Source organism: Pseudomonas marginalis (genome assembly GCF_001645105.1).
Taxonomy (GTDB): Bacteria; Pseudomonadota; Gammaproteobacteria; order Pseudomonadales; family Pseudomonadaceae; genus Aquipseudomonas; species Aquipseudomonas petroselini.
Genome location: NZ_LKEG01000020.1, coordinates 1 through 12,669, shown reverse-complemented (window position 1 = coordinate 12,669; position 12,669 = coordinate 1). Strand labels below are relative to the sequence as shown.

Sequence of the window (12,669 nt, the reverse complement as noted above, 5' to 3'; positions counted from 1 at the left end):
CGCCATCGGGAGCAAGCCCCCTCCCACAGTAGATCTGAGTCAGCAGGCAGAAAGTGTTCGGCTACAGCTCTACCAAACACCCCAATCCCCTGTGGGAGATGTCGAGCTTCAGCGAGGCTTCGAAGGCGGTGGCACTGCTGGTAGACATGGCGACTGACGCACCGTCATCGGGAGCAAGCCCCCTCCCACAGTAGACNGGCAGAAAGTGTTCGGCTAAAGCTCTACCTAACACCCCCATTCCCTGTGGGAGATGTCGAGCTTCAGCGAGGCTTCGAAGGCGTTGGCACTGCTGGCAGATGGGCTGGCAGACCCACCGCCATCGGGAGCCCCCTCCCACAGTAGATNGGCAGAAAGTGTTCGGCTAAAGCTCTACCTAACACCCCCATTCCCTGTGGGAGATGTCGAGCTTCAGCGAGGCTTCGAAGGCGGCGGCACTNGATGGGCTGGCAGACCCACCGCCATCGGGAGCAAGCCCCCTCCCACAGTAGACCTGAGTCAGCAGGCAGAAAGTGTTCGGCTACAGCTCTACCAAACACCCCCATCCCCCTGTGGGAGATGTCGAGCTTCAGCGAGGCTTCGAAGGCGGCGGCACTGCTGGCAGACATGGCGACTGACGCACCGTCATCGGGAGCAAGCCCCCTCCCACAGTTTGATCTCCATACATCAGGTAGATATCAGCCTGATTTTGATCTTAGTGCCGAGTGTTGGGGCAAGAGCCTTTGTACTCAATCTTCTTGATCGCCATCAAGCACTTTTCCCACCTCACCTTCCTATCATGACCCCCGCCAAGCCATGAGGAAGACGACCATGTCAGAGACCTTCACCAAGGGCATGGCCAGGAATATCTACTTCGGAGGAAGCGTGTTCTTCTTCCTGATTTTCCTGGCCCTGACCTACCACACCGAACAAACCTTTCCCTCCCGCAGCAACGCCGACCAACTCACCGAATCGGTGGTGCGGGGCAAGGGTGTGTGGGAGCGCAATAACTGCGTCGGCTGCCACACCCTGTTGGGCGAGGGCGCGTACTTTGCGCCGGAGCTGGGCAATGTGTTCCAGCGCCGGGGCGGGGAAGAGGGGTTCAAACCGTTCCTGCACGCCTGGATGAAGATGCAACCCCTCGGTGTGCCAGGGCGGCGGGCCATGCCGCAATTCAACCTCGATGACCAGGAAGTGAATGATCTGTCCGAGTTCCTCAAATGGAGCTCGAAGATCGACACCAACAACTGGCCACCGAACAAGGAGGGCTGAGCCATGCGCAGCGCCAATCCCTATCTGAAGTTCCAATCCCAGGCTGTGGCCAAACCCTATTTTGTGTTTGCCTTGATGCTGTTTGTTGGCCAGGTGCTGTTTGGCCTGATCATGGGCCTGCAATACGTGGTGGGTGACTTTCTGTTCCCGCTGATCCCCTTCAACGTGGCGCGGATGGTCCATACCAACCTGCTGATCGTGTGGCTGCTGTTCGGCTTCATGGGCGCCGCCTACTACCTGGTGCCCGAGGAGGCGGATCGCGAGTTGCACAGCCCGAAACTGGCGATCCTGTTGTTCTGGGTGTTCGCCGTGGCGGGGGTGTTGACCATCCTCGGTTACCTGCTGGTGCCGTATGCGGCGCTGGCCAAGCTGACGCATAACGAACTGCTGCCGACCATGGGCCGTGAATTCCTTGAGCAACCCACCATCACCAAAATGGGCATCGTGGTGGTGTGCCTGGGCTTTCTCTACAACATCGGCATGACCCTGCTCAAGGGCCGCAAGACCACCGTGAGCATGGTGATGATGACCGGGCTGATCGGCCTGGCGGTGTTTTTCCTGTTCTCGTTCTATAACCCCAGCAACCTGGCGCGCGACAAGTTTTACTGGTGGTGGGTGGTGCACCTTTGGGTGGAAGGCGTGTGGGAATTGATCATGGGCTCGATGCTGGCGTTCGTGCTGATCAAGGTCACCGGCGTCGACCGCGAAGTCGTGGAGAAGTGGCTGTACGTGATCATCGCCATGGCCTTGATCACCGGCATCATCGGTACCGGGCACCACTTCTTCTGGATCGGTGCGCCGCAGGTGTGGCTATGGGTCGGTTCGATCTTCTCCGCCTTGGAGCCCTTGCCGTTCCTGGCAATGGTGATGTTCGCCTTCACCATGGTCAAACGGCGGCGGCGCCAGCATCCCAACCGCGCGGCCACGCTGTGGGCCAAGGGCACCACGGTGACGGCGTTCTTCGGCGCCGGGGTGTGGGGCTTCCTGCACACCCTGGCACCGGTCAACTTTTACACCCACGGCACTCAGCTCACGGCGGCGCATGGTCACCTGGCGTTTTTCGGCGCCTACGCGATGATCGTGATGACCTTGATCAGCTACGCCATGCCTCGCCTGCGCGGCCTCGGTGAAGCACCGGATGCGCGCTCGCAGACCATCGAAATCTGGGGCTTCTGGCTGATGGTGTTGTCGATGGTGATGATTACCCTGTTCCTCACCGCCGCCGGCGTGGTGCAGGTGTGGTTGCAACGCTGGCCCGTGGACGGAGCGGCGCTGCCGTTCATGGCCACGGTGGAACACCTGACCGCATTGTTCTGGGCACGGTTGGCCAGCGGTGTGGTGTTCCTGCTCGGGCTGCTCTGCTACCTGTACAGCTTCCGGCAACGTCGCAGTGTGGCCGGTGCGCCGGCGCCCATTGTGTATTGATCGTCAATCCCCAAGAGGGCGGCCCGGCTGGTACAGCGGGCCGTTTTACGTTTGGAGCAACCCCATGGCCTTTACCCTGGAACTCGAAGAGTGGGTCGGCAGCGCCTGGCACCGCTTCATTACACGGCGCGCCCGCGTGGACTTCCCCGAGGCGCAGGTGCAGTTAGCCGACCGCCAGCGCAGCCTGGAGCTGCTGTTTCGTGCCCTCGGCGGTGCCGGTGGCATCGCCCTGGAGGCGGCCGGCGAGCGCGATGTGTTGCTGCGCCGCAACCTGCTGATGCGCATCGCCGGCACCTGCAGGCATGCGCCACTGGCCTCCTGTGACGGCAGCCGTTTGCGTTTGCCGGCCAGCCTGGCGGTATTTCCCGAGGCTGCACTCAACCAGGAACTGTACCGCTGGCTGGCGCTGCTCGCCGCGCAGTCGGGCCCCATGACCCATTGGGTGCGGGACAACCAGCGCTGGACCTGGCTGCTGTTGCAACGTTACCCGGTCCTGCTGCCCAGCTACCGGCGCCTGGTGCACGCCCATATCGCACTGCGCCCCGACCCCGCCAGCCTGCGCCCCGACGAAGCGGCCCTGGAGAAAGCCTTGCGCAAGGCCCTGCGCGAACCTGGCAGCGTGCGCAACCTACCGCGCAGCGAGCGCGCCCCGTGGCCGTTGCCGTTGTGGCTGTACCCGCCGCTGCACCTGGACGCGCCACAAAGCGCAGACCTGGACGACGAAGGCGACGACCTGTCGACAACGCCCGGCGAGCAACACGGCGCGCCCAAACGCGCGACCCGGCTGGACGACAACAGCCGTGACGGCGGCCTGCTGGTGGTGCGGCTGGAAAACCTGTTCAGTTGGACCGAACACGTCGACCTCGACCGCTGGACCGACGACAGCCAAGACCCTGACGCTGCCCGCGTCGCCGAAGACCTCGACCAACTGAGCCTGTCACGCCAGCGTGTGCGCAAGAGCGGCGGCTTGAAGCTGCACTTGGACCTGCCACCGGCCGACGTCGACGACATCCCCCTTGGCCAAGGCATCAAGTTGCCCGAATGGGACTATCGCCAACAACGCCTGCTGGACGACTTCGTCAACCTGCAGCCGATGCATCCGCGCCTCGATGCGCCGCAACCCTTGCCCGCGCGGCTGCACGCTCAGGCCCAGCGCCTGCGTCGGCAATTCCAGCACCTGCGCACCGACCGCCAGTGGCTGCGCCAGCAACCCCAGGGCAGCGAACTCGACCTGCAGGCCTGGCTGGATTTTCATGTGGAGCGCCAGCACGGCGCCTGTGCCGAACGCGGCCTGTTCATGGAGCAACGTCACAGCCACCGCGACCTGGCGTGCCTGCTGCTGGCGGACCTGTCGATGTCCACCGACGCGCACTTGAACGACACGCAAAAAGTCATCGACGTGATTCGCGACAGCCTGCTGTTGTTCGGCGAAAGCCTGGCAGGCGCCGGCGATCGTTTTGCGCTGTACGGGTTTTCGTCCCTGCGTCGGCACCAGGTGCGTTTGCAGGTGCTCAAGTCGTTCGACCAGCCCTACGACGACCGCATTCGCGGTGCGATCCAGGGGCTTAAACCGGGTTACTACACACGCATGGGCGCCGCGATTCGCCAGGCCACCCGGTTGCTGGGTACCTGCAAGCAACGGCGCAAACTGCTGTTGTTACTCACCGATGGCAAGCCCAATGACTTGGACCTGTACGAGGGCCGCTATGGCGTGGAAGACACGCGCCAAGCGGTGATAGAGGCGCGGCGCCAGGGCTTGATCCCGTTCTGCATCACCATCGACAAACAGGCCGGCGACTACCTGCCGTACCTGTTCGGTGCCCATGGCTTCACCCTGATCCGCCAGCCGGAGCAGTTGCCCCAGCGCTTGCCCCAGCTGTACCGGCAGCTCACTGAACGTCAGTAGATATCCCGGGGGAGCCAGAAGAACATCGCGATGCAAAACAGCGTGAGGCCCAGGCAAAACCATTGGAAGCGGCTTAACCGTCGCGCCAGGGCGCGTGCCTCGGCTTCGGGCAACGGCATGGCGCAGCCTTCGCAGCTGTCGCGCTCCATGGCATTGCGGTGTTGGCAATACAGGCAGGTTTTCACTCGAATTGTTCCAGGCGTTGCCGGTCGAGAATGGCGATCTGGCGCGCGTCCTGGGTGATGATGTTTTCGTCGATCAAGCGCCGGATAATCCGCGAAAACGTCTCCGGTTGGATCGACAAGTGCCCGGCGATCAGTTGCTTGGCCATCGGCAGTTCGAAGTGGGTTTCGCCTGCCGGCAAGTGCATCAACTGGGTCAGCAGGTAGCGCACCACACGGTGGGTGGCGTTTTTCAGCGACAACGTGTCGATCTCGTTGACCCGCTGGTGCAGGCGTACACACAGCTTGCCCAGCAGGGCGAACGTCAGGCGGCTGTTGCTGTGCAGCAGGCGCATATACGTGGCGTTGGACAGGCGATACAGCTGGGTCGGGCACACCGCTTCGGCGCACGCCACATAATTGGGAGTGTCCATCAGCATCATCGCTTCGGCGAAGGTCTGGCGCTCGCCGATTACTTCAAACACCTTCTCCTGGCCGTCCGGGGTCAGGCGGTAGATCTTCACCGCACCGGCAATCACGAAATAGAACGCATCGGCGGGCTCGCCCTGGCGGAACAGCGGCTCACCCTTGTCGACGCTGAGCAACTGGCTGCTGCTCATCAGCTCACTCAATTGCGCCTCGTCCATGGGCTCGAACAGGTGGTGGCTGCGCAGGATCTGATGGTGCACGCGATGCAACACGCGGTGCACATCCTTGAGCGGTGGCAGCGCGGCGTTCATATCAGCACCAGTGACAGGCCGCTGGCCGCTGCCAGCATGGAACCCAGGATCACAAACCAGGCAAGCGGGACGCAGGCGTTTTTCATCATGGCTCCATGGCGCAGGTTAAACGGGGATGATGCCGGTGAGGGTACGCCTACGGCACGGGCCGCGACTTGATCTGCGACAAGGGCAACGCGCGCGCGTAAGCGCAAGATCAGCGCAGTGATAAATTGAGGAGCCTTGGCATGCACGTAATGGATCGGCGCAAAGCGATGTCGATAACACCGCTGTTTCGCCTGGCCTTTCGGCCGTTTTTCCTCGGCGCCTGCCTGCTGGCGGCGCTGGCGATTCCCCTCTGGCTACTGGCCCTCAGCGGCGCCACCGGCACCTGGCAGCCCGCCGGGGGGTGGCTGGCGTGGCACCGGCATGAGTTGTTGTTCGGCTTCGGCCTGGCAATCATCGCCGGGTTCCTGCTGACGGCGGTGCAAACCTGGACCGGTCGCCCCGGCCTCAGCGGCATGCCGTTGGCCCTGTTGGCGGCCTTGTGGCTGGCCGCGCGCCTGGGCTGGCTGCTCAACGTGCCGTGGCCGCTGCTGGCGCTGCTGGAACTGAGCTTCCCGCTGGCCGTGGCCGGGGTGATGGGCTGGACACTGTGGAAGGTCCGGCAGACGCGTAACTACCCGATTGTGCTGGTGCTGGTGTTGCTGGCCGTGGCGGATGGGTTGTCGCTGTATGGGCTGTGGCGCCATGACGAAGGCGGGCAGCGGCTGTCGGTGCTGACGGGGCTGTGGCTGGTGGCCGCCATGATGGGGCTGATCGGTGGCCGCGTGATTCCGTTCTTCACCCAGCGCGGCCTGGGCCGGGTCGACCCCGTCAAGCCTTGGCCCTGGCTGGACCGCTTGCTGCTCGGCGGCTCGATCCTGGTGGCGCTGCTCTACGCCAGCGGTTTGGCCCTGTTTCCAACCCCCTGGAGCGGCGCATTGTTTGCCGCGCTGGGCCTGGGGCATCTGCTGCGCCTGGCGCGCTGGCATGACCGCGGCCTGTGGCGCGTGCCGCTGCTGTGGTCGTTGCACCTGGCGTATGCCTGGCTGGCCGTGGCGTGCCTGGGCATGGCGCTGTGGCATTTTGGCGCGCCGCTCAATCCCAGCCTGGCGGTGCATGCGCTGACCATCGGCGCCATGGCCGGGTTGATCCTGGCGATGATCGCGCGGGTCAGCCTCGGCCATACCGGCCGGCCTTTGCAGCCGCCGGGCGGGATGACCCTGGCCTTTGCGCTGCTGAACCTGGCCTGTGTGTGCCGCGTCGTGCTGGTGTTGGCCTGGCCGTTGGCGGCCTTGTGGTTGGCGGGCCTGTGCTGGACTGTTGGGCTGGGCCTGTACCTGTGGCGCTACGGGCCGATGCTATGGCAGGCGCGGGTCGACGGGCATCCGGGTTAGGAGACACACATGCTGTATGCCTGGTTGTTGATTGTGCATCTGCTGGCGGCCATCGCGTTTATCGGCACGCTGTTTTTCGACGTGGTGATCTGGCACAGCGCCCGCGAGGAACTGGCCTGGTCGGCGCAGTTCACCTCCGAGCAGGCCATCGCCCGGCGTTCGCGGCGGGTACTGCACCTGGTGGTGATCGTGCTGTACGGCGCGGGTCTCGGCCTGGCGTGGCACTACTGGGGCATCGCCTGGAACAGCCGCTTCGGGTTGATGTTGAGTCTGAAAGTCCTGCTGGCCCTGAGCATCATCGGGCATTACCTGTTGCTCGCATACTGGCTGTCGCACAAGTGCTTGAGCCCCCGGAGAGCGCTGTGGATCCGCCGCAGCATCCTGGGGCACATGGTAGTGATCGTGATTCTGGCGAAGTGGATGTTGCGTTGATCAACTCGCCGGGTTACCCACGGATTCAAGCCTGCGTTCGGCCAGCGTGTTTGACGGGGCGTCTAAGATCAAAAGCCAGCGGATATCCACCTGAAGCATGGCGATCAAACTGTGGGAGGGGGCTTGCTCCCGATGGCGGTGTGTCAGTTGATGCATCGGTGACTGTTCCACTGCGATCGGGAGCAAGCCCCCTTGTTTAACCGAGTTCGACAGACACAATACCCATCGCCCTGCGGCGTCATGCCGCGGGCGGTTGTTGATCGCGGTCAAGGGATAACGCAGCAGTAGTTCCCACACTGTGGCGAACTTTCTGGAGGATCGCGTCATGCCCCTGTCCCTTGCGCAATTGCGCCGTAACTACACCCTCTATGGCTTGCGTGACGAGAACGCGCAGGCGGATCCGTTGGTGCTGTTCGGCCAGTGGCTGGGCCAGGCGCGCAAGACGGAAGTGCCGCCGGCCGAGGCCAATAGCATGGCCTTGGCCACGGTGGACAGCCAAGGGCATGCCCATTGCCGCATCCTGTTGCTCAAGGGATTCAGCGCCGAGGGTTTTATCTTTTTTGGCCATTACCACAGCGCCAAGGGCCAGGAACTGGCGAGTAATCCCCATGCGGCCATGACGTTTTTCTGGCCGGGCCTGGAGCGTCAGGTGCGCATTGAGGGCCCGGTGGTGCAGGCGGGGGCGCAGCTGTCGGATGACTATTTCGACGCGCGCCCGGTCGCCAGTCAGTTGGGCGCCTGGGCTTCACCACAGAGCCAGCCCCTGGCCCATCGCAGCGAGCTGGAAAGCCGCTTGCGTGAGGTCACGCAACGCTTCGCCGGGCGCCAGCCGCCACGGCCCGACAACTGGGGCGGCTATTGCCTGCAACCCCGGCGCATCGAGTTCTGGCAGGGCCGCCCCGACCGCCTGCATGACCGTCTCGACTACCGTCTGCACGACGGCCACTGGCAGTGCACGCGCCTGGCCCCCTAACGGCATACCTCCTCCGAGGAATAGGCCCTGCGCCCATTGCGGCGCAGGCTGAGTGCAACTTTCTTCACGCCTGGAGCCTTGATCATGGCCCATCTGACCCAACGCAGTTTTGTCTCGCTGAATATCGCGGTACTGACCATCAGCGACACACGCACCTATGACACCGACACCTCCGGGCAAACCCTGGTGGACCGCCTGCAACGTGCCGGCCACGTGTTGATCGACCGCAGCATTGTGCTGGACGACATCTACCAGATCCGCGCGCGTGTCTCGCAGTGGATCGCCGACCCTCAGGTGCAAGTGGTCCTGATGACCGGCGGCACCGGTTTTACCGCTCGGGACAACACGCCCCAGGCCGTGATGCCGTTGCTGGACAAGTCTGTGGACGGTTTCGGCGAGCTGTTCCGCCAGGTGTCCCTGGCGGAAATCGGCATGTCGACCCTGCAATCCCGTGCCCTGGCCGGCATCAGCAACGGTGTATTGGTGTGCTGCATGCCCGGCTCTCCGGGCGCCTGTCGCACAGCCTGGGACCAGATTCTGCTTGGCCAGTTGGACAGTCGCACCGGCCCATGCAACTTCGCGCCGCACCTCAAGCCCCAGAGCGATCAACCGCTTGGCGCGTGTGAGGCGCGGTCATGAGCGTGTGTGACAGCGGCGACCTGCTGCCGGTGGAGGAGGCCATCGCGCAATTGCTCGCCCAGGCGCCACCGCCACCGTCCACCGAAGTCATTCCCCTGGCCCAGGCCCTCGGACGGGTGATCGCCGAGGACGTGTTCTCGCCCCTTGACCTGCCGGGTTGGGACAACAGCGCCATGGACGGCTACGCCCTGCGCGCGTTTGACGTGCCGGAGCAGGGCGGTTACCTGGAAGTGGCCGGGCGCATCGCTGCTGGGCACAGTAGCGAGGTGCCGTTGCAAGCTGGGCAAACCCTGCGGATCTTCACCGGTGCGCCGCTGCCCGTCGGTGCCGACAGCGTGATCCCCCAGGAACGCTGCCGCGTGTATGGCCAGCGCATCTGGTGCCCACCACTGCGGCTGGGTGACCACGTGCGCAAGCGCGGCGAGGAGCTGCAACGCGGGCAGTGCGTGTTGGGGGCGGGCAAGCGCCTGCGCGCCCAGGAAATCGGTCTGCTGGCGGCGGCGGGCATCCCGCGGGTGAAGGTCTATCGAGCGCTGCGGGTGTGCCTGCTCAGCAGCGGCGACGAATTGCGTGAACCGGGTGAGTCACTGGCGCCTGGGCAAATCTACAACAGCAACCGTTACCTCGTCGCGGCGTTGCTGCGTGGTTGGGGCGTGGAGGTGCACGACTACGGCGTGATGGCCGACGCCCTGGCAGCCAGTCGCGATGCACTGGCGCTGGCGTCCTCCGAATGCGACCTGCTGCTGACCACCGGCGGCGTGTCGGTGGGGGAGGAGGACCACCTCAAACAGGCCATTCAGGAACTCGGCAACGTGGATTTCTGGCGTCTGGCGATCCAGCCCGGCAAACCCTTGGCGTTCGGCCAAGTGGCCGGCAAACCTTGGATCGGCCTGCCGGGCAATCCCACCGCCGCGCTGGTGACCAGCTTGGTGGTGGTGCGCCCGTTCCTGCTGCGGGCCCAGGGCGTCGAGCAGGTGTTGCCGGCACCGATCAGTGTGCCGGCCGGTTTTGAATGGCTCAAACCCAACAAGCGCCGCCAGTATTTGCGCGCACGTTTGAGCCCTGGCAGCGATGGGCAATTGCGTGCGGTCCTGCACCCCCAGCAAAGCTCGGCGATGCTCGTCGCGGCTTGTTGGGCCGATGGCCTGGTGATCGTCGAGCGCGAGCAACAGGTGCTTAAAGGCGCGGCGGTGCCGTTCCTGTCCTTTGCCGATTTCCACTGAGGAGCCACCATGCAACTGGTCTGCCCGGCAGGTAACCTGCCTGCGCTGAAAGCCGCCGTGCGCCAAGGCGCCGATGCGGTGTACGTAGGGTTTCGCGATGACACCAATGCCCGGCATTTCGCCGGGTTGAACATGGACGACAAGCAGTTTGACGCCGCCGTCGCCCATATCCGCCAGCACCAGCGCAAGCTGTACGTGGCGGTGAATACCTACCCGCAACCGAAGATCTGGCCGCGTTGGCAACGCGCGGTGGACCGCGCCGCCGACCATGGCGTCGACGCGCTGATCGCCGGTGACCCCGGCGTGCTCGGCTATGCCGCCGAGCGTCATCCACAGTTAGCCCTGCACTTGTCGGTGCAGGGCTCGGCCACCCATGCGGCGGCGTTGCAGTTCTACGCTGAACGCTACGGCATCCGCCGCGCGGTGCTGCCACGGGTGCTGTCCCTGGCCCAGGTCAAGCAGGTGGCGGCCACCAGCAGCGTACCCATCGAAGTGTTCGGGTTTGGCAGCCTGTGCATCATGGCCGAAGGGCGTTGCCACTTGTCGTCCTACATCACCGGCGAGTCGCCCAACCTGTGCGGCGTGTGTTCACCGGCCAAGGCGGTACGCTGGAGCGACGACGCCGACGGCCTCAGCGCACGCCTGAGCGAAGTGCTGATCGACCGCTACACCCCCAACGAACCCGCCGGCTACCCGACCCTGTGCAAAGGCCGGTTCCTGGTGGGCGGCAAGCGCTTCCATGCGCTGGAAGAACCCACCAGCCTCGACACCCTCGACCTGCTACCCGAACTCAGCGCCATCGGTGTGGCGGCGGTGAAGATCGAAGGCCGGCAACGCAGCCCGGCCTATGTGGAACAAGTCACCCGCGTCTGGCGCGCCGCCCTCGACGCCCACCGCAGCAGCCCCGCCAACTTTGTGGTCAAGGACCAATGGCGCCAGGTGCTGGCCGGACTCTCCGAAGGCAGCCAGACGACCCTGGGTGCTTACCATCGTGCTTGGCAGTGAGGACACACAGATGAAACTCAGCCTCGGACCGGTGCTGTTTTATTGGGATAAGGAACACCTGGGGCGCTTCTACGCGGACATGGCCAGCTTGCCCCTGGACGTGATCTACCTGGGCGAAACCGTGTGCTCCAAACGCCGCGCGTTGAACCTGGATCAATGGTTGGGTTTGGGCCGTGAATTGCAGGCCTGCAGCTCGGCGCAGATCGTGCTGTCGAGCCTGACTTTGATCGAAGCCGCCTCGGAACTGTCGAGCCTGCGCCGCCTGTGCGACAACGGCGAGTTGCTGGTCGAAGCCAACGACATGGGCGCGGTGCAGTTGCTGATCGAACGCAAATTGCCCTTCGTCGGCGGCCCGGCGCTCAACCTCTACAACGGCCATGCCTTGGTGCAATTGCTCGACGCGGGCATGCAACGCTGGGTGCCGCCGGTGGAATGTTCCCACGGCCTGATCGCCGACGTGCTGGAACAGGTGCGTGAATTGGGGCGGCCGTTGCCCGAAGTCGAGATCTTCGCCTACGGCCATCTGCCCCTGGCGTACTCAGCCCGCTGCTTCACCGCGCGTGCAGAAAACCGGCCGAAGGATGACTGCCAGTTCTGCTGCATCAACTACCCGGACGGCATGGCTTTGACCAGTCAGGAAGGGCAGGCGTTGTTCACCTTGAACGGGATTCAGACCCTGTCGGCCGATGTCACTAACTTGCTGGCCGACTACCCTGGCTTGGTGTCGTGTGGGGCTGATCTGCTGCGCCTGAGCCCTCGGGCCGAGGGCATGAGCGACGTGGTGCGCGCCTTCGACCAGGTACGCCAGGGCGCCACGCCGCCGCTGTTTGTGGATGGCTGCAATGGTTACTGGCATGGCCAGGCCGGCATGTTGCGGGTTGAGGAGGTGGGGTTGTGTTGAGTCGCAAGCAATGGTTGCTCAAGGGGGCTGACCGGTTGTTGCCGTTGATACGGCGTGTGCCGTTTGCAGTGCAGCGTCTGGCCTTGCAGCAGGGTCTCAACCGCTGTTTGGCCGAGCCTTTGCGTGATGGCGGTTTTGATTTGTTGCGGGGACGCTGGATGTGTTTGCGTATTCCTGATTTGGGGTTGTGCTGGTACCTGACCTTGGGGCGGGAGGGATTGCGGATTGCCTCGCAGGCGCAGGCCCAGGTGACCATCAGTGGGAATTGGCGGGAGTTTTTGCTGCTGGCCAGCCGGCAGGAAGATCCGGATACGTTGTTCTTTCGGCGGCGGTTGGTGATCGAGGGGGATACGGAGTTGGGGTTGGGGTTGAAGAACTTGATAGACAGTTTGGATTCGGATGTGTTGCCGGTTTGGTTGTGGCGGGGGCTTGAGCGGGCGGGGCGGGGGGTGGCGGTTTGAACTGTGGGCAGATCCGTTGTTTAGGTCACGGCTGGTAGGGGTTCCGCCCTTACGGCGGGTCACTTTTGAAAGGAGCCCAAAAGTAACCAAAAGGCTCTTGCCCCAACACTCGGCACCTCGCTCACGCTCGGTGTGCC

14 protein-coding genes are annotated in these 12,669 nt (G+C 63.9%); 11 read left to right on the top strand and 3 right to left on the bottom strand.

The annotated features are described in order from the left end of the window. Window positions 1–807 precede the first annotated feature (807 nt). The 3 genes from AO064_RS02165 to AO064_RS02155 all read left to right on the top strand — a co-directional run bounded on the left by AO064_RS02165 (window position 808) and on the right by AO064_RS02155 (window position 4,579). The gene (locus AO064_RS02165; RefSeq protein WP_064052256.1) at window positions 808–1,248 is read left to right on the top strand and encodes a c-type cytochrome; all 441 of its coding nucleotides are present in this window, start codon (window positions 808–810) and stop codon (window positions 1,246–1,248) included. 3 nt (window positions 1,249–1,251) lie between these two features. Further along, a complete protein-coding gene (locus tag AO064_RS02160; RefSeq protein ID WP_064052255.1) occupies window positions 1,252–2,673 on the top strand; it encodes a cbb3-type cytochrome c oxidase subunit I in 1,422 nt (473 codons plus the stop codon). A gap of 64 nt (window positions 2,674–2,737) precedes the next feature. Further along, window positions 2,738–4,579 carry a nitric oxide reductase activation protein NorD gene (locus tag AO064_RS02155; protein WP_064052254.1) on the top strand — a complete coding sequence of 614 codons (1,842 nt, stop codon included), beginning with the start codon at window positions 2,738–2,740 and terminating at the stop codon, window positions 4,577–4,579. On the opposite strand, the gene AO064_RS02150 is transcribed toward AO064_RS02155, so the two are convergent. Together AO064_RS02150 and AO064_RS02145 are read right to left on the bottom strand one after the other, a co-directional pair. Then, the gene (locus AO064_RS02150; RefSeq protein WP_082893854.1) at window positions 4,573–4,764 is read right to left on the bottom strand and encodes a protein DnrP; all 192 of its coding nucleotides are present in this window, start codon (window positions 4,762–4,764) and stop codon (window positions 4,573–4,575) included. The genes AO064_RS02155 and AO064_RS02150 overlap by 7 nt on opposite strands. Beyond that, the gene (locus tag AO064_RS02145; RefSeq protein WP_064052253.1) at window positions 4,761–5,480 is read right to left on the bottom strand and encodes a Crp/Fnr family transcriptional regulator; all 720 of its coding nucleotides are present in this window, start codon (window positions 5,478–5,480) and stop codon (window positions 4,761–4,763) included. The genes AO064_RS02150 and AO064_RS02145 overlap by 4 nt, the downstream gene beginning before the upstream one ends. 227 nt (window positions 5,481–5,707) lie before the next feature. Here AO064_RS02145 and AO064_RS02140 point away from each other — a divergent pair, with 227 nt between their 5' ends. Continuing rightward, on the top strand, window positions 5,708–6,898 hold the full coding sequence (locus AO064_RS02140; RefSeq protein ID WP_064052252.1) for an NnrS family protein: 1,191 nt from the start codon (window positions 5,708–5,710) through the stop codon (window positions 6,896–6,898). 9 nt (window positions 6,899–6,907) lie between these two features. Next, window positions 6,908–7,330, top strand: coding sequence for a hypothetical protein (locus tag AO064_RS02135; protein WP_064052251.1), 423 nt, complete (start codon window positions 6,908–6,910; stop codon window positions 7,328–7,330). Here AO064_RS02135 and AO064_RS02130 read toward each other — a convergent pair whose 3' ends face one another. Continuing rightward, on the bottom strand, window positions 7,331–7,657 hold the full coding sequence (locus AO064_RS02130; protein WP_064052250.1) for a hypothetical protein: 327 nt from the start codon (window positions 7,655–7,657) through the stop codon (window positions 7,331–7,333). Here AO064_RS02130 and pdxH point away from each other — a divergent pair. The 6 genes from pdxH (at window position 7,656) to ubiT (ending at window position 12,532) form a co-directional block, all read left to right on the top strand. After that, window positions 7,656–8,303, top strand: a complete 648-nt coding sequence (gene pdxH, locus AO064_RS02125) for a pyridoxamine 5'-phosphate oxidase (RefSeq protein WP_064052249.1) — start codon at window positions 7,656–7,658, stop codon at window positions 8,301–8,303. The genes AO064_RS02130 and pdxH overlap by 2 nt on opposite strands. 84 nt (window positions 8,304–8,387) lie before the next feature. After that, window positions 8,388–8,942 carry a molybdenum cofactor biosynthesis protein B gene (gene moaB / locus AO064_RS02120; RefSeq protein ID WP_064052248.1) on the top strand — a complete coding sequence of 185 codons (555 nt, stop codon included), beginning with the start codon at window positions 8,388–8,390 and terminating at the stop codon, window positions 8,940–8,942. After that, complete coding sequence (locus AO064_RS02115) at window positions 8,939–10,165, top strand: molybdopterin molybdotransferase MoeA (RefSeq protein ID WP_064052247.1); 1,227 nt, start codon at window positions 8,939–8,941, stop codon at window positions 10,163–10,165. The genes moaB and AO064_RS02115 overlap by 4 nt, the downstream gene beginning before the upstream one ends. 9 nt (window positions 10,166–10,174) lie before the next feature. After that, window positions 10,175–11,170, top strand: a complete 996-nt coding sequence (gene ubiU, locus AO064_RS02110; protein WP_064052246.1) for a ubiquinone anaerobic biosynthesis protein UbiU — start codon at window positions 10,175–10,177, stop codon at window positions 11,168–11,170. Between the two features lie 10 nt (window positions 11,171–11,180). Continuing rightward, a complete protein-coding gene (locus AO064_RS02105) occupies window positions 11,181–12,071 on the top strand; it encodes a U32 family peptidase (RefSeq protein ID WP_064052245.1) in 891 nt (296 codons plus the stop codon). Next, window positions 12,065–12,532, top strand: coding sequence for a ubiquinone anaerobic biosynthesis accessory factor UbiT (gene ubiT / locus AO064_RS02100; protein WP_064052244.1), 468 nt, complete (start codon window positions 12,065–12,067; stop codon window positions 12,530–12,532). Before AO064_RS02105 ends, ubiT begins: the two co-directional genes overlap by 7 nt. Window positions 12,533–12,669: the final 137 nt, after the last annotated feature.